Here is a 24,540-nt window from a genome sequence, read left to right on the forward strand (position 1 = left end):
ATGTTTCATGGAATAAACAAGACCTTCAGTAAAAATTCTTAATTCTACCTCACCAAGCAAAATTGCCATTTTTAAATACCGTTACTTCTTTGCCATCTTCCGTAATACCGATAATTTCTAAATCTTTCGTGCCAACCATAAAATCTTCATGAATAATCGAATCATTCACATCAGCATCTTCCAGTTCTGATTCATTCATTTTATCGCCGCCCGCAATACAAACTGGATATGCTTTACCAAATGCTAAGTGGCAGGAGGCATTTTCATCGAATAATGTATTGTAAAATAAAATATTCAAATTCGAAATCGGTGAATCATGGGGAACAAGTGCAACTTCGCCAAGATAAGCAGAACTATCATCCGCAGTCAACAACTTTTCTAAAATTTCCTGACCTTTTTTTGCTGAATACTCGATAACTTTTCCATCTTTAAACTTCAATTTGAACTCCTCAATCAAATTTCCATGATAATTTAACGGTTTCGAGCTAACCACGGTACCATTTACGCCATGTTTTTTCGGCATTGTATAAACTTCCTCTGTTGGCATATTCGCAACAAATTCTCTACCTTCTGGTGTAAATTCAGAACCACTGAACCAAATATGTCCTTTTGGTAATTCAATCGTCAAATCTGTTCCTAGCGAATTTTTGTAATGTAAACTTTTAAAATTGTATTGATTCATCAACTCTTTATTTTTTTTCAATGTATTCAAATGGTTTTCCCAGCTTTCTATTGGGTCTCCATCGCCAACGCGTACCGTTTCCAAAATCGCTTTCCACAATTTCGCCATGGCTTCCATTTCACTCAAATCCGGAAACATTTTTTTCGCCCAGTTAACCGTTGGAATTGATACAACACACCAGGTATTTTTATTGTTCATCATGCGTTCACGATATTCTTTTAACGCATTTCCACTCGCTTTTTGCATTCTTGCAATACGATCCGGATTTACGCCCTTTAAGATTTCCGGATCTGATGCTGCGATAGAGATAAATGCGGCCCCTTGCCGTGCATACCCGATATACATTTCTTTGCGCCAGTCAGGAAATTCATCAAAGATTTCTTCTGGCGCATGCATAAACCGAATTCGCCCCAATACCTCATCATTCCAACTGACCACAACATCCCTTGCTCCAGCCAAGTAAGCTTCTTTTGCAATCTTGCGGGCAAAATCTGCACATTCAATCGGCGCATTAATCACAAGAATCTGGTTTTTCTCAATATTTACACCTTTGCGCACAACAAGGCGTGCATACTTTTCTAACTTTTGTTCCATCTTTCTCCTCCTATATTCTTTCATCTCATTTATTTAAAATGCAATGTAGACTATTTATTCTTTATAGTATTTACCAAAATATATTTCTTATTTTAGAGGGCTAACAAATATTTCGCAAGTTTATTTTGCCATCCTTATGATTTCTTTATATAATAAAGTAGACTTAATTCAGTTGGATTTTTTACTCCAGCTGCGTTTCTATACAAATCTAAATTTATTCTACGAGGATGTATCTTATGAATCTCTATACACTTACACAAAAACATCATCCTTGGGCAGTTTCACTTCGTCGCCATTTTCATCAATATCCTGAAGTTAGCGGTGAGGAATATCAAACCCAAGCAAAATTATTAGCTGAATTAAAAGCGCTGCAAATTAACTGCCGCCCTGCGGGAACTACAGGTGTAATTGCCGAAATTCACGGTAAAAATTCAGGCAAAACCATCGCGATTCGCGCTGATATTGATGCATTGCCAATCCAAGATGAATGTAATACGCCATATCAATCGAAAAATAAAAATGCTTGCCATGCTTGTGGTCATGACGGTCATATCGCTGTTGTCTTTGGCACCTTACAAATAATTCACGAACTGCGTGATAAACTTCAAGGAACGTTTCGCTTTATCTTTCAACCTCGTGAAGAGCAATTTCCAAGTGGTGCTGTTTCTATGATTGAAGATGGTGCATTAGACAATGTAGATGCAATTATCGGCGCACATATTTGGCAGCCAATTTCGCTCGGTACAATCGGCATTACCTATGGCAATCTCATGGCATCACCTGATAAATTTAAAATCACTGTACATGGAAAAGGCGGACACGGTTCGATGCCACAGCAAACCGTTGATCCAATCTTAATTGCCTCTCAAATCGTTCTCGGTTTAAATACGATTGTGAGCCGCTCGATTGATCCACTTGAACTTGCTGTTGTTTCCGTTGGCTCAATCCAAGCGGGAAACGCTTTCAATATCATCCCCGAAACGGCAACCCTTGAGGGAACTGTTCGCTCTTTTGATGAAAATGTACGCCAACAAATCTTCGCTCGCATTGAAGCTATTGTGAGTGGAATCTGTGCGGCGAATGATGCTACTGCTGAAACTGAAACTTTATTGGGGCATCCAGCAATTATCAATGTTCCTAGCTATAGTAAAGCAATCGCTAAGGCAGTAGAAAAATGTCACGCACCAATCAAAGTAGAAGAAGTTCCTCCTGTGATGTGTGGCGAAGATTTTTCTTACTATCTAAAGCATGTTCCTGGAGCTTTTTTCTTTATCGGCACAGGTACGGATAAAATGATTTATCCACATCATCATCCAAAATTTGATCTCGATGAACGTGCAATTCTTTACGGAATGGAAGTCATGGCACGAACAGCTATTGATTTAGCCATCGGATAAATTTATATCAACCACTAAAAAAGTACCGAAGAAAATTTTCTTCGGTACTTTTCTTATTTTTGAACAATAAGTGCAATATCTCCGTCTGCTAAATTTTGTATTGCCAAATTTTTTTCTGCTTCTGAGCTCACATAAACAGAGGTAATCAGTCCGGTACGTAAATTAGGATTCAATAACCGTACCTTCTCTACTACGCCAAGTCGATTTCTCCCATGAAACTCCCCTTGTAAATGAAGAATAGTTTTCCCTTTATTCTGCTTTAATGCTTCAACTATACTTTCCGCCATCGCATCATCTTTTAAGCATTGCGCTTGATAATACCTTTCAATCTGTGCATCATCCAGTCTCATCCCAACCTGTCCTGATTTCATATAAGAAACAAATGCAGCATAATACGCATCATGATTCACGATATGCTTAGATGGCAGATACTTTTTCTTGATTTCTTCTATACTGTATAGCGTTCCACTTTTCGCATATTCAGCGGCTAGATAGCGAGGGATATTTCCGCCCAATACGGCAATTTGTTTATTTTTTGCAAACTCAATACAAGGTTTATAATCCTCTGTATAGTTCTTCCACGGACGTGAATTTTCTAAAAAATCTTTTTCGGAAATTTGATTTGTCAAATATTTATCTAAATAAGGCTGCACATCGCGTTCAAACATTTCTAACGACAAAATTAAATTTGGTTTTTCTTTATATAAAGCTTTTAAAAATTCATTTTCTTGTTCATGAATCCATGTATTATCATGATATTCCCCAAAGAAAATCACATCATACGTTGAAAAACGACGGGCAACGTCTTTAACCGATAACTGTTCGCCATTTTTCTGATAAAAACCATCTTGCAATGCCGCCTCTGCCTGCATTGGTAAACTGATAAAAAACACTCCCACAATAAAAATTACCGATAACCATTTACGCATCATAATTGCATTTGAACTCCACATCTCCAAACTCTACCGTCAATTGCTAAGTCATCTATCTTTTTATCAAAGATATTTTCTACTGCAACATAGCCATTCACGGTGTCATTGAATTTTTTACTTACGCTGACATTAAATGTACTATAATCATAATCCGATTTACTATAACGATATTTATTTATCCACTCATTCCAAATCACTGCATGGATACCACTATTGTCTACATCATCATATTGCAACTGTAATGTTGTCCGATTTTTTGCACGATCTTCTAATCTTGCATCATCTTTTTTATCAATTGCGTCTAAATAATTACTTGTCAGTTTTACCGTCCATTTATCATTTAAATGACGTCCCAATTCCAATTCGACACCATCAATTTTTGCTTTATTAACATTGACGTATTTGCTTGTCGCTACCATTCCGGAACCTGGAATATAACTCATTTTTGTTTCTGTCCCAATTAAATTATCTACATCATTGTGAAAATAAGTTAATTTTCCGAAACTATTGCCACGTTCGCCTTCTAAACTCAATTCAAAGTTTTTAGATTCTTCTGGCTGTAAGTCTGGATTACCAGCTACAGTAACTTTCATCGTTCCCATTTGACGTGTCATATTCATATACAGTTCACTGATACTCGGGGCTTTAAATCCAGTTCCATAACTTGCTTTTAACCGATAATTATCATTCATTTTATACGTCATGCCAATTTTCGGACTTACTTTATCACCAAATTTGTCACTATCATCATAACGCAAGGATGGAATCACTAATAAACGATCATTTATTACCCATTCATCTTGTACGTATGCTGCATAATAATCAATCGTTGCTTTTGAACCAGTTTTCGTTACGCCATCACGTTCAATGCTAAAGATATCATCTCCACCATTTCCTAATCTAGTCCCTCGATAAGAAGTTTGACGATATTCCCCACCATAAGTCAGTAAATGATTATCGCCAATTTGTGTTGTATTTTTGCCATCAACAACGAAAGTTTCGTATTTTGCAACATCAAAATCACTCAATTTTCTAGCAGAAGTATATGTATTATCATCTTTTTCTAACTTATTAAAGTACATTCGAAGTTCATAATCGCCCGCCGCTTTTTTACCTCGATAAGTAATGCCATAAGAACGTCTTTGATTTTCCCAATACTCTTTGTTCCCAGAAGCATAATCTTCCGCTAAATTCTCTTTCATATACTCATAAAACACATCTATTTTTTTATCTTCCGTCAAATCATAAGTCCCTGAAATATTAAAGAAATGACGGTCGCCAAACATGTTGGTGTTTTCCGTTGCATAGGTCTGTTTCAAAATATCGCTATAACGAGTATCAAAACTCCAGGCCCATTTCCCATTTTTCCCTAAATCTAAATGATAATCCACATTTCTTTGTTCACTTCCTGTGGATAAACCAAGTTGGCTTGTCGTTACATCTGACTTTCTCGTAATAATATTAATCACACCGCCAAGTGCATCCGAACCATAAAGAGAGCTGACTGGTCCACGCACAATTTCAATTCGCTCAACATTAGTCAAATTAATCCGATCCAATTCATAAAAATTGGCCGTAACTGATGTATCTTCACCTGCCATACGCCGTCCATCAATTAAGATCAGCGTTTGACTCGTATTCATCCCGCGAATGGATACCTTATTTCCTGTCATTCCCGCTTTGGTAATATCTACGTTAGCCGCTAATTTTAATGCACTTACTACACTATCTGCCCCAAGATTTTCAATATCTTCGCGCGTAATTACCTCTACGCTCGCTGGAGTTTCTTTAATTTCTTGCTGCGTTCTAGTAGCCGAAACGATAACATCTCTACTTTGCACGATTTCATCACTTGCCTGTACAGCAGATACTGGCGACGTTAAATATAATCCAATTGCCATGGCTAATAATGCTTTTTTATTTTGCCCCACGAATCTCATCCTCTACTTTCTCCTCCCTATTCTACCCTTGCGCCGCAATCGCCTGCACTTGTGTTTTTAAACGGCCTTCAAGTAAAGCTTCTGTACACTCAAGTAACGATTGCGCGATATTAATATGCCAAAATTGTCCTGCCTCAGTTAAGCGACTCAATACTTTTCCCTTGTTCACCAAGCCATGTCTTTGCCAAATTTCCAGTAAATACTCTAGTTCTCTTATGTGCTCACCATATTTTGCTGCTAAAAATTCCAAATTAAAATAGCCGCTTTCTAATTGCTTTAACATATCATTGTGTAATTCTTGCTTCGCTGATTTCTTTGCCATAAACATCAACGGTTTTTTGCCCGCTTGAATGTGTTCTATATAGCTTTTCAAATTGCGCTCTAAGAAAATGCTATATGCACCAATGTTTCCTCCAGCACCAGAACCAAAGGCAAATACTTCAGCCCCGCTTTTTGTTAGCAAATTATACATATTGCGCTCGCGTATCCCCTTTGCCCAGTGACAGTTGCTCAATTGTTTATACGCGCGTTCTTTTAACCAAGTATTCGCAACGGCAAACATTTGTGCTTGCTCCGCTGTTGTAGCCGCTGGCGGTAAGTTGCCTGCATCAATCGCTTTTTTCAACGGGCTTACATCAAATAAATTCAATTGATAAAGATCCATGCCATCAATCGGCAAACTGTCTACCGTTTGCAAATCAAACAATAAATCCTCAACGGTCTGTCCTGGTAATCCATAAATTAAATCAATAATAATCGAAGCTTGTTCATAGGCTGCTAACTCTTTTAATCTGGCAACCACCGTTTCATAATCATCTAACCGCCCCATTGACTTTCTAAGGTTCGTGAGAAAGGACTGAACACCGACCGAAACTCGATTTACCCCACCGGCAAACCACGCATCCATTTTCTCTTTCACTAAATCATGGATACGCGCTTCAAGCGTGATCTCACAATCATTCGCTAACGGCAGATACATTTGAATTGCCTGTAAAACACGCCGCACATTGTACGGGGATAAGGCGCTAGGTGTTCCGCCCCCAATAAATACCGCATGAATGAGCCCGGCCTTTAAGTAGCTCTCATTTGCCGACATGGATAGTTCTTTGATCAAACAATCCACATAAAGCGTTTCTCGTTCCTCATTCGAGTAGTTTTGAAAAAAACCACAATATAAACAAAGATGACTGCAAAACGGGATATGAATATAAGCGGTGCGCTTTTCTACCTTTATCAGTTCTGTATGCATCGTATTTTGCCAAGCAACCTGCCTTTCTTCTTCACTTAGAGGCCGTCCTTGCACACTTGGATGAACAACTCTTTTCTTATCAAATGCATCTTGCAATGGATGATCTGTATTTTTTCCAACGGTCAAGCGGTATTGTTCTTCATTCATTTGAGACAAAATTTCTGCTAATGTTTTTTTCATCCTTTAGCCTCCTAACAATTCCGACTTGATTTTATTAAACACAGTCTTTGCCTCTAATAAATCATTTGTATCGGGATGTGTACTCGCTATTTTGTGACGTGCTTTACGCTCTTCATTCATCCCATGCGGATGATTCGCCGGGAACATTTTTTCCATTTTTTTAATTAATTTAGGATCAACTTTTCCCTGACAAATAAACTGACCAACAACTTCATTCGATGCATCTAATAAAGCAGCCGCATTCTCCAAACTTTTCTTGGCATGATCTGAATGAGGATCAGCACCTAAAGTAGCAAATAAAGCTACCCGTTTATTTTTAATCGTTCCTAAATAATCTGCACTCTTTCTATCGGCAGTCCCTCTATCTACCCAAAAGCCTACGGCAACTAAATCATATGATTCTACGGTCGGATTTTCTTCAACGGCTGCTAACACAGCATTTTCACCCAAGGCTTCAACAATCGCCTCTGCAACCATTTTTGTATTTCCGGTTAAACTTGAATAAACAACTAAACTTTTCATAAATTAAACACTCCTATTATTCTGTATATTGACTCAATTGATAAACGCCGAAAAGAAACATAAGCAGTGCCATAAAAACGAGGATTCCCATCGCATAAATTGCCTCTATTGTCCACGCATTCATTCTTAACAAGTCGTTTGCTAAACTAAGCGGCAGAAACTTTACGATTCCTTTTATCACAGTCGGCAAATTATGAATTGGGAAAAACGAACCACAAAAAAACGTCATCGGTGTAATCAAAAAATTAATGACTAAAGATAAAGAATCAGGATTCTTCACCCACATGCCAACCGCGATTCCTAAAGCAGCAAAACAAATTGAAGTCAAAAGAATCCCCAGTATTCCAAGGAGATTCATCATCGGCACATCAAAAATCAGCATCGCAATCGCGTAAATAGAGGCACCTGCTAAAATCCCTCGCGTCATTCCACTTAATACAATACCAAGCGCAATCTGCTTTAAAGGTATCGGACTCAACATCAATGTTTGAAAACTGCCAAAATAAAATCTTCCTACGCTTACCGATAAAGCTGTTTGCTGAAACGCATTTAGCATAACGGTAATTGTGACCATCCCCTTAGCTAAAAAAGGTACGTATCCACCTTCGACAGAAATATTCCCCCCAATGCCCCAACCAAAAGCAAATAAATAGATTAAAGGAAAAAGCAGCGTTGAAAATACATAACCAAGCTTGCCAATCTTCTTTTGCATCAACACCATTTCTCGTTGATATACTGCCAACCAACCCACTACAGCTTCTCCTTTTCACGGACATAATGCAAAAACGCTGTTTCTAAACTGATTTTTTCCGTCGCAACTTGCACATGCTCTTTCAAACCTTCTACTGTATCCATATAAAGTAGTCTTCCCTCTTTCAACAACGCAACTCTATCACAAAGAAATTCTGCTTCATCCATATAATGCGTCGTAATCAAAATTGTCTTACCTAAACTTCTTAATTGTAAAATCATCTGCCAAATTTCTTGCCTTACATCAGGATCAAGTCCAACGCTTGGCTCATCCAGCAAAATAATTTTAGGATTGGTAAGCATCGCCCGAGCAATTAAAACCTTTCTCGCCATCCCTCCCGACAAATGCTCCACCTTCTTCGTTTGCCAGTCTTGCATGGTAAATTCATGCAAGATTTCCCTTACACGCTTTTTTGCCTCTACTACCCCAAATAATCGCGCATATAAATATAACACTTCAAATACACTGCACTCACGCTCTAAATTATTTTCTTGTGGAACTAAAGCAATTTGTTGTCTAACCAAAGTACGATTTTTTATTGGGCAACTCTTTAAAATATTGATCGTTCCTGCATCAACCTTACTCAATCCAGCGATAATTTTAATCAATGTTGTCTTGCCTGCTCCATTCGTACCGATCAGCCCTATAACTTCCCCAGGCTTTGCAAAAATTGATACGCCCTTTAATACTTCTTTTTGTCCATATTTTTTTCGAATATTTTCTATGCTAAAGCTAACCATTTCACGCTCCTGTTTTTAAGCAACATTCCTGCGGAAAACAAACGAGTTGTTCTTTTCCTCCCTGCTGAATTCTCATAATGTTTGGCTCTACGCCATACAATTCACGTAACGTTTCCGTCGTAAACACATCTTCCACTTTGCCATCCGCGAGAATCTTCCCCTGTTTTACGGCAACGAGGCGATGACTAAAGCGCGCTGCATGGTTCAAATCATGGAGAACCATGATGACTGTTATATTTAGCATCTGTTGCAAATTTTGCACTAAATGCATAAGCTCTAATTGATGATGAATATCTAAATACGTTGTCGGCTCATCCAAAAGTAAAATCTCCGGTTTCTGCGCAAGCGCAAGGGCAAGCCAAACTCTCTGTCGCTCTCCACCTGATAAAGCATCTAGTCGCTGATATTTCATATGTTCAACACCTGTTTTTATCATCGCTTCTTCAATCGCCGCTTCATCTATCTGACTTCTATCGCCAAACAGCTTCTGATATGGCATCCGCCCGTAAGCAACAATATCATACACCGTCATATCACCTGGTGCCGATGCTGATTGCGGAACAATGGCAACTTTCCTCGTAAACTTGCTAATCTCCATATGAAAAATATCTGTTTCCCTGAGAAGCACCTTGCCTTTTGTTGGTACTAAAAGGCGTCCCAGCGATTTTAGCAACGTCGATTTTCCCGATCCATTTGGCCCGATAATCGAAATAATTTCTGAATTTTCCACTGAAAAATTCATTTCTTCAATAATCGTTTTTGCTCCGTATTGAAGTTTCAAGGATTGTGCTTCTAAAATCATTCCTTTCTCAACCCCTTTTTTAATAAATATAAGAAAAATGGTGCACCTAAAAATGCCATAAAGATACCAACGGGTACTTCAATTGGTGAAAATGCAGTCCTAGCAACCGTATCTGCACCAACGACTAACGCAGCGCCAAACAAGGCTGAACAAGGCAATAAATATTCAAAATCAGAACCTACCAGCATCCGAATCATATGTGGCACAACCAAACCGACAAAACCGAGCATACCGGCTACACTTACCGCCGATGCCGCAAGCAGCGCCGCCAGCGTTACCATATAAAACCGTATTTTTTCTACATTCGTACCGATGCTTTTCGCCATATCATCGCCGAGCTGCAACGCATTTAAATACCTAGAACCAATCATTGTTCCAATGACTCCAATTAGACTATAAGGCAAAATCATTTTGACATGTTCCCAAGAACGACCTTGAAAACCACCAGCCAGCCAATTTACCGTACCTTGAATTTTGTCTGAATGAAACACCATGATTGCACTCATCGCCCCACCAAAAAAGGCTCCAACTGCAACACCTGCTAAAATCATTCTCAGTGGATGAATCCCCCGTTCCCAGGACAATAAAAATACCAGTCCTGTTGCAATTAACGCGCCCAAAAAAGCAACCATTGGCACAAGCATTGTTTGCTCAGGGTAAAGTACCATCACGAGCATTGCCGCTACGCCAGCTCCGGCTGATACACCAATGATACCGGGATCAGCTAACGGATTACGCAAAATTCCTTGTAAAATGCAGCCTGCCAAAGCTAAATTCATTCCAGTAAGTGCACCGACAATCACACGGGGAATACGAATTTGAAATAAGATTTGATAATTTTCCGTCATTTCTTTTTGTGTCATTGCCGCCCAAAATTCTGCAAAAGGAATTTTTACCGCACCGAAAGTAACCCCTGTAATAATTGTTAAAATAACGATAACTAAACCTGCAAGCATGACAAGCGTTCGTTTTTTCAATCGTGGGTCCTCGGAGACTTTTGTTTGTATCATCACGCTTATTTACCCTCCGGATAAAGTTTTTCTGCTAAAATACGCATTGCTTCAGCAACCTGCGTCCCTGGATTTACTGCAAACAATTCATAAGGGAGCGTATACACACGCCCATTTTTTACTGCTTGAATCCCTTGCCATGCAGGATGTTTTGCCAATTCATTCTGAAATTTTTGATTTACTTTTTCATCCGAACTATGGGTAACAAGAAAAATCACTTCTGGATTTTCTTTTGCAATATATTCCATACTTAATGGAACGAAACTGCCTGTTTCACCTTCCATATGATCCGCAATATTATTTCCCCCCAGACGATTTACTAAATCTCCAACAAAGCTCTGACCTGTTGCCATATTAAAGCTCTCTGTTGAACCCCAGATGATTAAATTTTTTGGCGTTTGCTTCCCCTCCGCTAAAGATAATGCTTGCTTATATTTCGCCTGAACAAAATCAATTTGTTCCTGTGCTTTTTGTTCTTTGTTCATTAACTTTCCATAAAAATCTAAAGTTTCAATTACATCTTCATAAGTATCTAAAGCTCGTACATAGAGTGGAATATTGGCAGCTTCCAAAATCGGAATCAAAGAATGATGAAATGGGACATTAATCCCCACCACTAAATCTGGTTTAAGCTCTAAAATTTTCTCAACATCAGGGCTATGAATCACGCCTACTTCTGCCGCATCTTTTGTATCTAATTGAATTTTTTTCGATAATGCCTGTGAAGTCGGCTTACCAACGATAAACTCAGCTCCACCTGCTGCACAAAACAATTCTAAATTTGATGCATTTAAGATCACCACCCGCTGTGGATGTTTCGGAATCATCACCTCTCGCTTCAAGCTATCGACAACTTTTTGTTGGTCATTGCTATTTTTTTCAGTATTCTGATTCACAAAATACAAACAGCCAAATAAAAGAATAAGTCCACTTATGATTATTACACTAAATTTTTTCATTCAGTAAAGTTTCCTTTCAAGATTTTGATTATCATTCTCGTTTAATTTTCAAAAAAAAGAATATTGCCGCATTTGGGACATTTTATTTTTAATGATTTTGCATAGCCATAAAACAAAAGTCGATTACAGTTACCACAACGTTTTTGTGGCAATTCCTGTTTTGATTTTTCACTTTCTCGCTGCATGACCTTATCCTCCATTATCCATTCAATTCATAATAAATCGGAACCATAAATTCAATGACTTGTTTTGCACCATGAATAAACGGACAAGCTTTCTGCACTGCTTTAATTGCCCCCGCATCTAAACTTTTTACCCCTGACGATTGCATCACTTCTGCTGCAGCTAAACTCCCATCCGCATTTAAGCGTACAAGAACACCAACTCTGCCCGTCTCACCACGTTTTAATGCGATATAAGGGTACTCTTTTTTTGCCTCAACCAAACTTGCAAATTGAGTTGCAAGCTGTGCAATATTGACCGTTTGATAACCACCAGAATTAATTTCTTCGCTTGTTGCAGATACAGAATCAGCTTGCCCTTGTGCTATTTCCTGTCCGGCGTCAGCATCATTACTATTGCTCTCCTGTCCATAACCGGCACTGCCAGACGTAAGAGCATTCACAGAGCCAACTGCTTGTTTCTCTTTATGATAAGAAGATTGTGCTGTTACTTGCTGCTGTGTTAAATTTTTTTGTTCTTGCGCAGCAGATTTTTGGGTTAAAGAAGGTATCTGTATTACCTGTTCCAAGTGGTTTGCGATAAAAGATTTCTCATCAACTTGCGCAACTGGCTCTTCAATATCAATAAAAATATATTCATCAACGTTTTTTTCCGGTTTATGCATCTCGGAAAAGGTTGTTCCCATCAGAGCTAGGAGCAAAACATGTATCGCACACGAGATTTTAAAGCTGCGCCCTAAAAAATCTGAACAATAAGTTTGCACTTACATCACGTTCCTTTCTTTTCTGCAGCAATTGCAAGTTTTTTTACTCCAACTTCTTTTAAGGTATCCATCACTTCAATTACTTTTCCATGTTCCGTCAATTTATCAGCCCGTAATACAACTGCCATTTCATTATTCTCCTGAAGCTTTTGCATCACAGAATTTTTCATTTCCGCTTTAGATACGATGGTTTCATCTATTTGAATCATCCCATCTGCCAGCAAAGTAATCGACGTTGTTTTATTTTCCATCTGATTCGCAGTCATCGCTTTTGGCAGATCTACTGGTAACGCTTTTTGATGTACCATATTCAACGTACTCATCATAAAAAATACTAATAAAAAGAAAATAATATCAATCATTGGAATAATCATTAACTTAGGCGAAGACTCAATTCGTGCACTTCTTACCTTCATAATAATTCACCTTTATTTTTTTCTAGTATCATAATACAAGTCTGTTCAATATGTGTAATAATATGATCAAGCCAGTGAGTAAAATAACTATGAACGGCTAGTGCCATAACTGCGACACAAAGTCCCGAAGCTGTCGCAATTAATGCTTCGCCTACACTTCCTGTAATCACTGATGGATTGCTGCCCGCAATATCAAGGACTTGGAACGAACCAATCATCCCCATCACTGTACCAAGTAACCCTAATAAAGGGGCCATGGTGACAATGGTATCTAAATAACTTAAATTATTGCGCAATCCCGTCGTTTCCGCAACCGTCAAACTTTCAAAGCTTTCCTTCATATGATCAAAGTTTTTGCGATACCTTAATCCTTGCCCCAAGATGCGGCTTAATATATTATCATGCACTAGACATTCCTCTTGAATCTCCTGCCACTTTCCTTCAGCTACAGAATTCTTCACCGTTTGTAAAAATGTCATCATCTGCCCACAATGATTGCGATAAAATAAGAAACGTTCAATGGCTATTGCTACAACAAAGATTGAACAAAACAGCAAAGGATACATCACAAGCCCCCCTTGCACAAACCAATCAAAACATTTAAAAAAACCTTCCATCTTGCCCTCCACTATTCAATACGAATTTTTAACGAAAAAAATCCGCACATATATCAATATATGTACGGAGCTCTGTAGGCCCTCTAATTTTTTACCTTTTGCTTTCGTCAAACACTATTATATTGATAACGATTCTCATTGTCAATATAGCAAATTATCTTTTTACAAAAAAAAATGTGTTCAACCGATTGGGCTGAACACATTTTCTATCTATCTGACAACACTAATTTAATTCCAAAAGAAATAAGTAATATTCCTGTAACCTTTTGTATTCTTTCTTGAAATGTCTTGCTCGCAAATAATTTTTTTACATGATTGAGTAGATAAGCAAGTAAACTAAACCAGATAAACGTTAGCATTACATAAATACTCCCTAGCATGATAAATTGCGGCATAACTGCCTTTTCCAGATTAACAAACTGAGGAATAAACGTTAAATAGAATAAAATAACCTTTGGGTTTAGCACATTTGCTAAAACAGCCTCCCCGAAAAATGATATCGCCTGTTTTTTCGAAGGCGCACTTTCTTCTTCCTTTTCTAGCATATCATCTTGTTTTGGCTTTTCAATAAAAGATTTTATCCCCAAATAAGATAGATATGCTGCACCTATATATTTTACCATTTCAAATAAATAAATAGATTGCGCAATTAACGCCGAAAGTCCTAAAATTGCAAAAAGTGTGTGTATGATAAGTCCTGCTGAAATTCCCCACGCAGTATAAATACCGGCTTTTCGCCCACCTGCCAAAGTTGTTTTCATGACTAAAGCAAAGTCGGGACCTGGCATCATCGTAAAAAATAATGTCATCATTGTAAAAAGTATAATATTCTCCATAACTAACACTCCTAGATCCATTGAATAGCGAAAATCTTTCGCTTACATTTGTATAAATAAATTACCATTCTAACTCCAATCCCACACCTACTTCACAAATCGGAATTTCTTGGTGAATATACGCCTTTACTTGAAAAGATACACAATGACAAGGATATAAGGACTGAATCTGATTTTCTTTAAAGTAATGAACGACTGCTTTCACTCTATCATTCACTTCAAACAGATGAAATCCACCGATAACTGCTACGATTCGGTCATCCTTACAAATACGTTTTGCATATTCAATAATATTACAGATTCCACTATGAGAACATCCCGTAATAATATAAAGGCCTTGCTCATTTTTGTAAACCAGTGCAGTATCATCCAAAATCAAGTCCTCTTTCCATGCTGAACCTTCTTCTAACTTTCCAACAGCTCTTCTCGGTTCAAATTCACATAACGTTGGAATCTCCCCAAGAAAAGTTAAATTGGGGCTTACTTTTAACGGTTCTTTTACTAAATGTAATTGGCACAAATTTTTCAAATTCTCTTCTAAAATAGGTGAACCGATATCTTGCCCCTTGCAAACTCTGCGTTTAAATACATCTGAATGGGCAATCACCTCTACACCAGATAAATCATACTGCTCCGTTAAGTACACAAGCCCTCGTGTATGATCATTATGCCCATGAGAAAAAATAATTGTATCAATTCTATTTAAGTCGATATTCATTACAGAGGCATTTTTTATAATTAAATCTGAATATCCCACATCAAATAGAATTCGTTTATCTCCATCCTCTAGATAAAAACTTACTGCCGGTTCTCCAGAAAAATATTGATCAATATACGTATGATTCTCTACTAAAACTTTAAGTTTCATTTTCCCACCTCGGTCTTAGCATAATAGATGAACGTAATAAATGCAATTTTTTCTATATAAAAACTGCTTTAACCTTGAGGAAATCCTCTTGCTAAAGCATTTTTTTTACTAATATTAATTTAATAATTCATCAAGTGCCCAGATTACAAGTCCAATTTTAATAGCATCACGAACGATATTATTATGTGAATTATTTACATCATCATCGAAATTATCCCATCTTACCTGATAGCGATTCGCAATCGAACGATATGTATGACCTTTTTTACGTAATTTTAATACATCAATTACCCCAATACGAGGGCTTCTTTCTGCAATGCGTTTTGCAATCATAATATCACGCATAGTCATCTTATTGCGACGCGCATAGTCCAAAACTTTTTGCGAAACATTTAAGTGGTTTAAAACAAAGCGATCACGTTCTCCTCTATCATAGCGATTTCCATGTTTCTCATACTTATGTCCATTATGTCCCTTTCCATTTGAGTATGCAAGTGCAACCGGAGCCATCCCTGTAACTGCAAAACATACAACTAAAAAACTAACTATCCATTTTTTCAAATGTATCTTCATTTTTATCGCCTTCTTTCGCAAAAATTCGTCTTTATTATACTATGGTATTTATAAGAATTGCCATGGGCAAATTATGGCAAAAATAATACCCTATAGCGTCGATATAATAACAATCATTCTATAGGGTATTTCTTATAAATTTTCTTATTTAAATTTCAAGCATATGATCAAGCTTATCCTTATCAAAACCAACTACATAATTTTCACCATCTGGCGTCGTTACTGGTACAGTAAGATCTCCTGAAAGTTTATAACATTGACGGCGTGCCGACTCATCTGATTCTATATTAAGTTCTTCAAACTCTACGCTTTTCGTTTTTAAATATTTTTTCACCTTGTCACACCATGGGCATGTTGTAATCGAATATACTTTTACCATTTACTTTTCCTCCTTTAATGACTCTAAATATTTTTCTGACAAAAGTGCTGCAATCGTTCCGTCAGCAGCAGCGGTTGTAAGCTGGCGAATTAGCTTCGTCCTCACATCCCCAGCTGCGAATACTCCAGGTAAATTCGTCCGACAATCCTCCCCAGCAATAATATGTCCAGACTCATCAATCTCTAAGACACCTTTAAACATATCAGTATTTGGTACAACTCCAATATTAACGAAAACCCCATCCACTGGAATAGCTATTTCTTTCTGTTCGTTTCTATTATAGATACTTATAGCTTCTAAGGATTCTTCTCCCTGCAAACTCTTAATTTCACTATTAAACAAAAATTCAACTATAGAATGCTGTTTTAACTTTTCCTGTGAAATATCATCTGCAGTTAATATATCCGAACGCTGAATCAAATATAATTTTTTTGCATATTTAGTCAAGAAATTCGCTGCATCAACTGCTGCATTACCACCACCGACAACCGCAATCGTTTTATCTTGATACATGTGTCCATCACAAAGCTCACAATAATGAATTCCTTTGCCAAGATATTTTGCTTCATTATCAACTGGTAATTTACGGCGTGTCATCCCTGAAGCAATAATCACGACCTTAGTTTCATAAATATAACTTTCTGTTTCTATTATTTTTATCTTACCTGTAAGCTCAACTGACTTTATCTTATCAAATTCATCAATGACTGCTCCAAACTCTTCCGCCTGCTTTTGGACTGTTTCAACTAATTCACTGCCTTTAATCGAGGCAAACCCAGGATAGTTTTCAATTCCATATGCATTGATAATCTGCCCGCCAACAAGTTCAGATTCAAGTACCAAAACATCTAAATTCATTCGACCAACATAAAGTGCCGCAGTAAGACCAGCAACACCACCACCAATAATAATCACATCTTTACTCTGCCGTTTTTTCTCCATTTCAATCCCTCCTATCACTGCTCTTTAATACATTTACAGTACCTTTCAACTTCATTTTAGTTCATTCATTTTTATTTCTACTTTATATTAAGTACTTATAACTCATTCAAATATTTTCTTTGCAAAATTTCTGCATCACAAAATATTTTACAAAATCTAAAGCATCTACTAATTATCTTACATTGTATATAAATTAACTCTATTTATCAATATATTTTTCATTTACTATCGTTTTCATTCAATAAATTTTCTCTACATAAAATGAAAAGATGACTTCTGCTGACGGCAGAAATCATCTTTTTCATTTATTATTTTTATTTGACTGTTTTATAGTAAAAATATCTCTATATTTTTACTGCTTTCAAACTCCAGCTTGTGTCTTTTTCGATATTTAAACATAATTGATGATATCTCATAATACTTTGACGGTGCCCAACACTGATAATTGCCGTATCTGGTAAAAATTTTTTAACCAGCCCATACATAATTTCTTGATTCACTTCATCAAGTGCCGAAGTCGCTTCATCTAAAAACAACCACTTCGGTTGATGAATCAAAATTCGAACGAAAGCAATTCTCTGTTGTTCACCTAATGATAGAATTTTTCCCCAGTCGCCAAATTCATTCAAGCGATTTTTAAAACTAGGCAAACAACACCTTTCTAATAAACTGCCAATTTCTTCATCCGTTATTTTTCTTTTAATATCTGGATAAAACAAGGCATTCCTAAGCGTATCAATTGGCATATATGGCTTTTGTGGAACAAATAAACTTTCTCTTGGATTTGGAATTGACACATTTCCATCATAGTTTTTCCATAAGCCAGCTAATGTTTTCACTAATGTACTTTTCCCACATCCGGATGCACCTGTAACGATTAGACTTTTACTCTTCGGTAAATGTAACTTTAATCCCTTGATTAATACAATTTTATCAGGTTTATAAATAGATACCTGTGACAAGTGAATATCGCTGCCAATTTTGCATTCCCCTCGACTAGGTGAAATCATTTTTATGTCCAACTCTTCCATACTCACAAGAAATCCATTCAAACGATTTACAACTGCACGCCAATGCGCCACTTTTGTAAAACTGTCAATAATAAAGGATAAACCATTTTGTACATGATAAAAAGCATCTGTAATTTGAAACAATTGTCCCAATTGAATTTTTCCCGCAAAATATCTCGGTGATGCAGCGGCAACTGCAAACACAACAGCAATATGTGCATAGGCTGTCGTCAGCCACATTAATTGCTTTCGTACTTGAATAATCTGTCGAAAGTTTTGTACTAAATAAGTAAAATGCGCAAGGCAATTTTTTTCTTCGGCAAGTTCACCACCATATAAAGCAATACTTTCCGAATATTCTCTTACGCGAATTAAACTATAACGAAAATCTGCTTCATATTTTTGTTTATCATAGTCCAATTGAATTAGCGGCTTACCAAATTTCACCGTAAAATACGTTCCAAAAATAGCATAAATAAACGCTGCCCAAACCATATACCCCTGAATCATAAAAGTATAGCCAAAAATTGCTACAACCAAAAGTCCAGATAGGTTCCATAAAATCACAACGAAAGAAATAACCGTAATCATATCATGCAAGCAATCTAAAGATAGTCGTAGAGTAAGTGATACAAATAAATCTACATCTTCACTAATCCGTTGATCAGGATTGTCTGCATAATCTTTATGAACAAATTGAAGCCGATAATATGATTTTCTATCCAGCCATCGCCTTAGATATTCTTTAGTCAGCCACCTTCGCCAATTAATTTGTAAGAGCAGCCGAAAATAGGTCTGTGCCCCTTTGACTACGATTAAAATAACCGCTAATCCTGCATAAATAGCAATTGCTTCTAAAAAACCTCTATGATCTTTCAACTGCAGAACTTGATAAAAGTTTCCTTGCCAAATATTTAATTCAACTGTAATGTATACTAAAAATAAGTTTAAACTTATTACGATAAGAAGCAATAACCAAGCCTCTTTTTTACTTTCTGAAAAAAAATACCCGCGCCCCATTTTCCAAGCACTTCTCAATACAACACCGCGTCGCAAACGTATCACCTCCATACGTTATATGACACAAAAAAGACTGCTAGCACTAGCCAGCAGTCAAAAAATGGAGAGGATATTATTCTTTTTCAAGCAAATCCTTACCTGCAATACCAGGATGCGTCATTTCTTCCGGTGAAAGAATATGATCCATCGCTTCTTTCGTGAGTAACCCTTTTTCTAAGATAATTTCGCGAATTGGTCTGCCTGTATTATAAGCTTCTTTTGCAAGCATGGAAGAATTTTCGTAACCTATATGTGGAAGAAGTGCTGTTACAATACCCACACTACGGTCTAGCCACATTTGACATTGCTCTTCATTTGCTTGAACATTTTCCACACAAAGTTTTGTAAATTTATTTACCGCATTTGTCAAATAACGCATCGAATTAAATATATTAAACGCAATCACCGGTTCCATAACATTTAATTCAAATTGTCCATTTTCTACACCCATCCCAACGGCAACATCATTACCCAATACTTGATAGCAAGTTTGATTTAATACTTCCGGCATAACTGGATTTACTTTTCCAGGCATAATCGAAGACCCCGGTTGACGAGGAGGTAATTTGATTTCGTTTAACCCACAACGAGGACCAGATGCCATCAAACGGAAATCATTTGCCATTTTAATTAATACTAACGCAGTAATTTTTAAAGATGCGGACACATCGGCAAACCCATCCGTATTGTTCGTTGCATCAATTAGATTTGTAGCTGTTACAAATGGCTCACCTGTAATTTCTGCCAATTGACGCGCTACCTCAACAATGTATTCCGGTTCAGCGTTCAAGCCTGTACCAATTGCAGTTGCGCCCATATTAATTGTATGAATGCTAAGCATTGCACTTTCAATACGTTTAATACCACGTCTAACTGCCGATGCGTAAGATGCGAATTCTTGTCCTAATGTAATAGGAATCGCATCTTGCAAATGGGTACGCCCCATTTTTAATACATCTTTAAATTCAACTGCTTTTTTATCTAATGTATCTGCTAAATAATTTAATGCTTTCAATAAGTTTTTGCTTTTTCTAATAATACATACTTTAATTCCAGTTGGAAAAGCATCATTTGTTGACTGTGCCATATTAGCATGATTGTTTGGCGAAATAATATCATATCGTCCTTTTGCTTCTCCAATTAATTCTAGCGCACGGTTTACTAATACTTCATTTGTATTCATATTAATAGATGTCCCTGCTCCGCCTTGAATCGGATCTACGGGGAATTGGTCATGGAGTTTACCTGCAATTACTTCATCAGCTGCTGTAACTAACGCAGCACCAATTTTCGGATCTAATCTTCCTGTTGCTATATTTGCAAGCGCCGCTGCTTTCTTTACAATTGCCATGGCAACAATAAAATCAGCATCCAATTTTTCACCTGTAATACTGAAGTTTTCCATAGCTCTTAATGTTTGTACACCATAATATGCATCATCTGGTACTTCCATATTTCCTAAAAAATCGTGTTCTAATCTCATGTTTTGTCCCTCCAGTTCTATTATGACCAATTCTTTCTTTTCTTTACGCATCAATTTCGTTTATCGTATGATAAATATTTTATACTTATATTGTACTCTGTATACAAAATACATTCAAGTCTTTTTTATAATTATTTTTCTCTTATTGAAAATATTTTCCCTCACTATACGAAATAATAAAAATAATATATAATTATTCTTATTTTATATATATGGGGTGCTTATCTATGTGGTCACAGTATCAGACTTCTATTCTCGTCAGCGTAAGCCTTATTGTACTATTTTCAATGTTTTGGTTTTTACGCTCCGTTGCGATGGTAATTTTTCTATCGCTTCTATTAACCGTTCTTCTCAATTCTACGGTAGATAAGTTAACTACAAAAAAAGTTCCTCGAGGCTTAGCTGCTGCTGGGGTTTTAGGCGTATTTATCACGTTACTAAGTTACTTATTTATCACCATATCTCAAACTTTCATTCCTAATCTAATGAGTTTTATCGCAGATCTACCATCCATGGCAAATGATATGAAGAATCTTCCTATCTTTGCATCTATCAACAATTTCAATCAAGAGCTAGATACAATTTTTAAAAATTTTGCTAGTTTTAGCGTAACCGCTTTAAAATCCTCTCTTGATATTGTTTTTGATTTATTCTCCAAGGTATTGGATTTAATTATTATTCTATTTGTTACTTTCTATTTATTAAAAGACGGTAAACAAATAAAACTTTACCTTGCTAGTTTATTTCCTCAAAAAGATAAAACACGTATCATTACTTTATTCAATCAAATTATTTTAGCCCTAATTCATTATATCCGTGGTCAACTACTCGTTTGCTCAATCACAGGCATATGTGTATTTGCTTATTTCTCCATTATGGGCATTCCTTACGCATCAGTATTCGCCGTACTTTCTGCTATCGGAGAGTTCATTCCTGTCGTCGGACCTACCATTGCCTCTGCTGCTGGATCACTCTTTGCAGCAACGCTATCTATTTCTTATGGAATAGAAACTTTATTTTTCTATCTTATCTTGACACAAGTCAATCATAATATTGTGTATCCTTATTTAATTGGTAAATCTCTCAACCTGCATCCTGTAGCAATTATGCTGGGGATTCTCTTAGGAGGTCAACTATTAGGTGCACTAGGAATGTTTTTAGCAGTGCCTTGTATGGTCATTATCAAACTTGTCATTGAAGACATTTTTGCTCATCGTGTAATAGAATAAAGAATTTAAAAAGAAGTGTTCTAGATAAATCTAAAACGCTTCTTTTTATTTTACTAAAATATGAACACATAAATCGACTACTTCTGGTGCAATAACTGTTGTAATAATTCCCATGAAAATCATGGCTAAACTTGCAATTGTTCCTTCGACTTGCCCTGCTTCATAGGCTTTTGAGGTTCCTGTACCATGAGCGGATATCCCAAATAACATTCCTTTTGTAACCGGATTTTTTATCGGCAAATACTTTAAGATAACAGAAGTTAATACAGCTCCAATAATCCCTGTGCAAATGACAAATACAGCCGTAATCGAAGGATTGCCCCCAATTATTTCTGACACACTCATCGCAATTGGTGTCGTTACAGAACGAGGTGCCAAACTCGTAACAAAGGTAGAGTTTACTCCTAAGAATTGTGCAATCAACATTGAGCTTACGATTGCTACAATCGCCCCGCCTGTTACACTAATCATAATTTCAAATAAATATTTCTTAACTGTCGCACGATATTTATACATTGGCACAGCCAAAGCCACTGTCGCTGGCTGTAGCATATAGCTTAGCCAATTGCCACCCTTTGCATAAGATTCATAGGGAATATGAAAAAACATTAAAAAAGCAATAATAATAACTGGACATAAAATAATTGGTGAAAAAACCATCTTCCCCGTTTTTATATAAATTCTTTTTGAAACTAAATATATAATAATGGTTAATAAAATAGAAGCAACGATAAACACTATACTCACTCCTTTGCCACTTTCCGTTTTAAGGCACTTTCAGTCGCAACAGCCACAAACAACAATACAGCAAGAGTGCTTGCCACAATAACAAAAACGATTTGTAACCACTCTTGTTGAAGCGCCTCTTGAAATTGGATCACACCAATTGCAGACGGGATAAAGAACAACAATAATTCAGCAATCAAAAAGTTCGCTCCCATTTCAATTTTATCCATGGATATGATTTTTTGCTGTAATAATAAAAGCAACAAAAACATTCCTATAATATTCCCAGGAATCCCAATTGCTAAATGTTCTGCAACAAAATTGCCGAACAAACTAATCAAGCATAATAAGCAAATTTGCATAATCATCATTAATAATTTCATCTTAAACACTCCAATACTATCCTTAGCCAAGTAATCATTTGGCTGTAAAATTCTTATCTGAAACGAAAATATATTATCTTCGAGTTAATCAATCATAAATATTATATATAATTAACAACTTGTCTTTTTCGTATGGATTATACTTTAACTGATTTTGCAGGAATAATAAAATACTTGTTATATATATCTATTATGCGTTTAAGTTATAATAAGGTAAGTCTTGATCCAAATGGAGCTACAACTCCATCTGAATCCTACTGTACTTATCTAGGAAGTTAGCCGATCGCATGTGCCCTATGGGTAGAGTTTTATAAGCAGAGAACTAAAATCTTTGATTTTATGTGAATTGCTTATTTCGTTAGATGACTGATTTCATCATCGGATAAATTTTTTAAAGAGGATTTTTATAATGGACATTTTACATTTAAACTATTTTATCGAAGTTGCTAGGCAAAAAAGTTTTACAAAAGCATCTCAAATTCTTCACGTCAGCCAACCATCGATAAGTAAGGTGATTAAAACACTAGAAAATGAATTAGGCGTAACACTCTTTGAGCGGTCTGGACGTCAAATTGAGTTAACGGATGTAGGGTATGCTGTATTTAAACGTGCTCAGCTCGTTGTTAGTGAATTTAACGATTTGTCAAATGAGATTCACGATGTTGTAAATATTCAGCATGGACAAATTATCGTTGGTCTTCCGCCAATGATAGGCGCCAATTTTTTCCCAAAAATATTACGCAGATTTAAGAAACACTATCCTAAAGTAACAATTAAATTAATTGAAGTTGGTTCAAAGCAAATTGAACTTGATGTCAAAAATGGGCTTCTTGATATTGGTGTCATTGCATTGCCAATATCAGAAGAAGATATCATTTCTTTTTCTTTTCTAAAAGAAGCTCTACAAGTGGTATTACCTGCCACACATCCATTAGCTAATAGATCATCTATTGAATTGCCTGAACTAAACGACCAAAATTTTATTTTATACAGCAATGATTTTTCTTTGAACGACTTGATTTATGAACAATGCAGAGTAAATGGCTTTTCACCTAGAGTTGTTTGCCAAAGCTCCCACTGGGATTTTATCGCTGAAATGGTCGCTGAAAGTCTAGGAATTGCACTCTTGCCAGAAACAATTTGCAAGGATTTAGATGATAGGCTTGTTAGCGTTAAACTCGAGAAAACGATTATCCCTTGGAATTTAGCCTTAATTTGGAAAAAAGATAAGTATCTATCTTTCGCTACGCGAAAATGGATAGAGCTAACGAAAAAGCACTTCGCTTTATAATAAAAAGGCTGTGCCCTAGGCACA

26 protein-coding genes are annotated in these 24,540 nt (G+C 36.5%); 3 read left to right on the top strand and 23 right to left on the bottom strand.

Annotated elements, in window-relative coordinates:
* Nucleotides 1–49: 49 nt before the first annotated feature.
* A complete protein-coding gene (locus ACWZFG_RS08575) occupies nt 50–1,276 on the bottom strand; it encodes an aminopeptidase (protein WP_455577421.1) in 1,227 nt (408 codons plus the stop codon).
* A gap of 236 nt (nt 1,277–1,512) precedes the next feature.
* Between ACWZFG_RS08575 and ACWZFG_RS08580 the strand changes: the two genes are divergently transcribed.
* Nucleotides 1,513–2,673, top strand: coding sequence for a M20 metallopeptidase family protein (locus ACWZFG_RS08580; protein ID WP_455577422.1), 1,161 nt, complete (start codon nt 1,513–1,515; stop codon nt 2,671–2,673).
* 53 nt (nt 2,674–2,726) lie between these two features.
* Here ACWZFG_RS08580 and ACWZFG_RS08585 read toward each other — a convergent pair whose 3' ends face one another.
* The 20 genes from ACWZFG_RS08585 to ACWZFG_RS08680 form a co-directional block, all read right to left on the bottom strand.
* On the bottom strand, nt 2,727–3,626 hold the full coding sequence (locus ACWZFG_RS08585) for a ChaN family lipoprotein (protein WP_455577423.1): 900 nt from the start codon (nt 3,624–3,626) through the stop codon (nt 2,727–2,729).
* Nucleotides 3,602–5,545 carry a TonB-dependent receptor plug domain-containing protein gene (locus ACWZFG_RS08590; protein ID WP_455577424.1) on the bottom strand — a complete coding sequence of 648 codons (1,944 nt, stop codon included), beginning with the start codon at nt 5,543–5,545 and terminating at the stop codon, nt 3,602–3,604. Before ACWZFG_RS08590 ends, ACWZFG_RS08585 begins: the two co-directional genes overlap by 25 nt.
* A gap of 22 nt (nt 5,546–5,567) precedes the next feature.
* A complete protein-coding gene (gene hutW / locus ACWZFG_RS08595; protein WP_455577425.1) occupies nt 5,568–6,974 on the bottom strand; it encodes a heme anaerobic degradation radical SAM methyltransferase ChuW/HutW in 1,407 nt (468 codons plus the stop codon).
* Between the two features lie 3 nt (nt 6,975–6,977).
* Nucleotides 6,978–7,496 (bottom strand): flavodoxin family protein, encoded by a 519-nt coding sequence (locus tag ACWZFG_RS08600; protein WP_455577426.1) that lies wholly within the window; start codon nt 7,494–7,496, stop codon nt 6,978–6,980.
* A 16-nt stretch (nt 7,497–7,512) separates the two neighbouring features.
* Nucleotides 7,513–8,247: an ABC transporter permease gene (locus ACWZFG_RS08605; RefSeq protein WP_455577427.1), complete on the bottom strand. Its 735-nt coding sequence runs from the start codon at nt 8,245–8,247 to the stop codon at nt 7,513–7,515.
* A complete protein-coding gene (locus ACWZFG_RS08610) occupies nt 8,247–8,987 on the bottom strand; it encodes an ABC transporter ATP-binding protein (protein WP_455577428.1) in 741 nt (246 codons plus the stop codon). Before ACWZFG_RS08610 ends, ACWZFG_RS08605 begins: the two co-directional genes overlap by 1 nt.
* A gap of 1 nt (nt 8,988) precedes the next feature.
* Nucleotides 8,989–9,789 (bottom strand): ABC transporter ATP-binding protein, encoded by an 801-nt coding sequence (locus tag ACWZFG_RS08615; protein WP_177504665.1) that lies wholly within the window; start codon nt 9,787–9,789, stop codon nt 8,989–8,991.
* Nucleotides 9,786–10,799, bottom strand: a complete 1,014-nt coding sequence (locus tag ACWZFG_RS08620; RefSeq protein ID WP_177504689.1) for a FecCD family ABC transporter permease — start codon at nt 10,797–10,799, stop codon at nt 9,786–9,788. Before ACWZFG_RS08620 ends, ACWZFG_RS08615 begins: the two co-directional genes overlap by 4 nt.
* A 5-nt stretch (nt 10,800–10,804) precedes the next feature.
* Nucleotides 10,805–11,758: an ABC transporter substrate-binding protein gene (locus ACWZFG_RS08625; RefSeq protein ID WP_455577429.1), complete on the bottom strand. Its 954-nt coding sequence runs from the start codon at nt 11,756–11,758 to the stop codon at nt 10,805–10,807.
* 41 nt (nt 11,759–11,799) lie between these two features.
* Nucleotides 11,800–11,943: a Com family DNA-binding transcriptional regulator gene (locus ACWZFG_RS08630; protein ID WP_147666697.1), complete on the bottom strand. Its 144-nt coding sequence runs from the start codon at nt 11,941–11,943 to the stop codon at nt 11,800–11,802.
* A 14-nt stretch (nt 11,944–11,957) separates the two neighbouring features.
* Nucleotides 11,958–12,605, bottom strand: a complete 648-nt coding sequence (locus ACWZFG_RS08635) for an energy transducer TonB (RefSeq protein ID WP_455577430.1) — start codon at nt 12,603–12,605, stop codon at nt 11,958–11,960.
* Between the two features lie 104 nt (nt 12,606–12,709).
* Nucleotides 12,710–13,120 (bottom strand): biopolymer transporter ExbD, encoded by a 411-nt coding sequence (locus ACWZFG_RS08640; RefSeq protein WP_177504663.1) that lies wholly within the window; start codon nt 13,118–13,120, stop codon nt 12,710–12,712.
* Entirely contained in the window at nt 13,117–13,737 is a 621-nt protein-coding gene (locus ACWZFG_RS08645; protein ID WP_177504662.1) for a MotA/TolQ/ExbB proton channel family protein, read from the bottom strand. Before ACWZFG_RS08645 ends, ACWZFG_RS08640 begins: the two co-directional genes overlap by 4 nt.
* A gap of 206 nt (nt 13,738–13,943) precedes the next feature.
* Nucleotides 13,944–14,573, bottom strand: coding sequence for a LysE family translocator (locus ACWZFG_RS08650; RefSeq protein ID WP_455577431.1), 630 nt, complete (start codon nt 14,571–14,573; stop codon nt 13,944–13,946).
* Between the two features lie 61 nt (nt 14,574–14,634).
* Nucleotides 14,635–15,441, bottom strand: a complete 807-nt coding sequence (locus ACWZFG_RS08655) for an MBL fold metallo-hydrolase (RefSeq protein WP_177504660.1) — start codon at nt 15,439–15,441, stop codon at nt 14,635–14,637.
* A gap of 114 nt (nt 15,442–15,555) precedes the next feature.
* On the bottom strand, nt 15,556–16,014 hold the full coding sequence (locus tag ACWZFG_RS08660; RefSeq protein WP_177504659.1) for a hypothetical protein: 459 nt from the start codon (nt 16,012–16,014) through the stop codon (nt 15,556–15,558).
* 148 nt (nt 16,015–16,162) lie between these two features.
* A complete protein-coding gene (locus tag ACWZFG_RS08665) occupies nt 16,163–16,393 on the bottom strand; it encodes a glutaredoxin family protein (RefSeq protein ID WP_177504658.1) in 231 nt (76 codons plus the stop codon).
* A complete protein-coding gene (locus ACWZFG_RS08670; protein WP_418626534.1) occupies nt 16,394–17,335 on the bottom strand; it encodes an NAD(P)/FAD-dependent oxidoreductase in 942 nt (313 codons plus the stop codon).
* Nucleotides 17,336–17,679: 344 nt separating this feature from the next.
* Nucleotides 17,680–19,401, bottom strand: coding sequence for an ABC transporter ATP-binding protein/permease (locus ACWZFG_RS08675; protein ID WP_177504656.1), 1,722 nt, complete (start codon nt 19,399–19,401; stop codon nt 17,680–17,682).
* Nucleotides 19,402–19,477: 76 nt separating this feature from the next.
* Complete coding sequence (locus ACWZFG_RS08680) at nt 19,478–20,887, bottom strand: aspartate ammonia-lyase (RefSeq protein WP_177504655.1); 1,410 nt, start codon at nt 20,885–20,887, stop codon at nt 19,478–19,480.
* 227 nt (nt 20,888–21,114) lie between these two features.
* Between ACWZFG_RS08680 and ACWZFG_RS08685 the strand changes: the two genes are divergently transcribed.
* Complete coding sequence (locus ACWZFG_RS08685; protein ID WP_177504654.1) at nt 21,115–22,116, top strand: AI-2E family transporter; 1,002 nt, start codon at nt 21,115–21,117, stop codon at nt 22,114–22,116.
* Between the two features lie 45 nt (nt 22,117–22,161).
* Here ACWZFG_RS08685 and ACWZFG_RS08690 read toward each other — a convergent pair whose 3' ends face one another.
* On the bottom strand, nt 22,162–22,863 hold the full coding sequence (locus ACWZFG_RS08690) for an LrgB family protein (protein WP_455577432.1): 702 nt from the start codon (nt 22,861–22,863) through the stop codon (nt 22,162–22,164).
* Nucleotides 22,860–23,225, bottom strand: coding sequence for a CidA/LrgA family protein (locus ACWZFG_RS08695; protein ID WP_147666722.1), 366 nt, complete (start codon nt 23,223–23,225; stop codon nt 22,860–22,862). The genes ACWZFG_RS08690 and ACWZFG_RS08695 overlap by 4 nt, the downstream gene beginning before the upstream one ends.
* A 409-nt stretch (nt 23,226–23,634) precedes the next feature.
* On the opposite strand from ACWZFG_RS08695, the gene ACWZFG_RS08700 reads away from it, so the two are divergent.
* The gene (locus tag ACWZFG_RS08700; protein WP_147666724.1) at nt 23,635–24,516 is read left to right on the top strand and encodes a LysR family transcriptional regulator; all 882 of its coding nucleotides are present in this window, start codon (nt 23,635–23,637) and stop codon (nt 24,514–24,516) included.
* Nucleotides 24,517–24,540: the final 24 nt, after the last annotated feature.

This window comes from Anaerosinus sp., from assembly GCF_965318445.1.

What these genes read in the sequence shown, in the direction of transcription:
- ACWZFG_RS08575 (WP_455577421.1), bottom strand. Translation starts at nt 1,276, where the DNA reads ATGGAACAAAAGTTAGAAAAGTATGCACGCCTTGTTGTGCGCAAAGGT.
- ACWZFG_RS08580 (WP_455577422.1), top strand. Translation starts at nt 1,513, where the DNA reads ATGAATCTCTATACACTTACACAAAAACATCATCCTTGGGCAGTTTCA.
- ACWZFG_RS08585 (WP_455577423.1), bottom strand. Translation starts at nt 3,626, where the DNA reads ATGTGGAGTTCAAATGCAATTATGATGCGTAAATGGTTATCGGTAATT.
- ACWZFG_RS08590 (WP_455577424.1), bottom strand. Translation starts at nt 5,545, where the DNA reads ATGAGATTCGTGGGGCAAAATAAAAAAGCATTATTAGCCATGGCAATT.
- hutW (WP_455577425.1), bottom strand. Translation starts at nt 6,974, where the DNA reads ATGAAAAAAACATTAGCAGAAATTTTGTCTCAAATGAATGAAGAACAA.
- ACWZFG_RS08600 (WP_455577426.1), bottom strand. Translation starts at nt 7,496, where the DNA reads ATGAAAAGTTTAGTTGTTTATTCAAGTTTAACCGGAAATACAAAAATG.
- ACWZFG_RS08610 (WP_455577428.1), bottom strand. Translation starts at nt 8,987, where the DNA reads ATGGTTAGCTTTAGCATAGAAAATATTCGAAAAAAATATGGACAAAAA.
- ACWZFG_RS08615 (WP_177504665.1), bottom strand. Translation starts at nt 9,789, where the DNA reads ATGATTTTAGAAGCACAATCCTTGAAACTTCAATACGGAGCAAAAACG.
- ACWZFG_RS08620 (WP_177504689.1), bottom strand. Translation starts at nt 10,799, where the DNA reads ATGATACAAACAAAAGTCTCCGAGGACCCACGATTGAAAAAACGAACG.
- ACWZFG_RS08625 (WP_455577429.1), bottom strand. Translation starts at nt 11,758, where the DNA reads ATGAAAAAATTTAGTGTAATAATCATAAGTGGACTTATTCTTTTATTT.
- ACWZFG_RS08630 (WP_147666697.1), bottom strand. Translation starts at nt 11,943, where the DNA reads ATGCAGCGAGAAAGTGAAAAATCAAAACAGGAATTGCCACAAAAACGT.
- ACWZFG_RS08635 (WP_455577430.1), bottom strand. Translation starts at nt 12,605, where the DNA reads ATGCATAAACCGGAAAAAAACGTTGATGAATATATTTTTATTGATATT.
- ACWZFG_RS08640 (WP_177504663.1), bottom strand. Translation starts at nt 13,120, where the DNA reads ATGAAGGTAAGAAGTGCACGAATTGAGTCTTCGCCTAAGTTAATGATT.
- ACWZFG_RS08645 (WP_177504662.1), bottom strand. Translation starts at nt 13,737, where the DNA reads ATGGAAGGTTTTTTTAAATGTTTTGATTGGTTTGTGCAAGGGGGGCTT.
- ACWZFG_RS08650 (WP_455577431.1), bottom strand. Translation starts at nt 14,573, where the DNA reads ATGGAGAATATTATACTTTTTACAATGATGACATTATTTTTTACGATG.
- ACWZFG_RS08655 (WP_177504660.1), bottom strand. Translation starts at nt 15,441, where the DNA reads ATGAAACTTAAAGTTTTAGTAGAGAATCATACGTATATTGATCAATAT.
- ACWZFG_RS08660 (WP_177504659.1), bottom strand. Translation starts at nt 16,014, where the DNA reads ATGAAGATACATTTGAAAAAATGGATAGTTAGTTTTTTAGTTGTATGT.
- ACWZFG_RS08665 (WP_177504658.1), bottom strand. Translation starts at nt 16,393, where the DNA reads ATGGTAAAAGTATATTCGATTACAACATGCCCATGGTGTGACAAGGTG.
- ACWZFG_RS08670 (WP_418626534.1), bottom strand. Translation starts at nt 17,335, where the DNA reads ATGGAGAAAAAACGGCAGAGTAAAGATGTGATTATTATTGGTGGTGGT.
- ACWZFG_RS08680 (WP_177504655.1), bottom strand. Translation starts at nt 20,887, where the DNA reads ATGAGATTAGAACACGATTTTTTAGGAAATATGGAAGTACCAGATGAT.
- ACWZFG_RS08685 (WP_177504654.1), top strand. Translation starts at nt 21,115, where the DNA reads ATGTGGTCACAGTATCAGACTTCTATTCTCGTCAGCGTAAGCCTTATT.
- ACWZFG_RS08695 (WP_147666722.1), bottom strand. Translation starts at nt 23,225, where the DNA reads ATGAAATTATTAATGATGATTATGCAAATTTGCTTATTATGCTTGATT.
- ACWZFG_RS08700 (WP_147666724.1), top strand. Translation starts at nt 23,635, where the DNA reads ATGGACATTTTACATTTAAACTATTTTATCGAAGTTGCTAGGCAAAAA.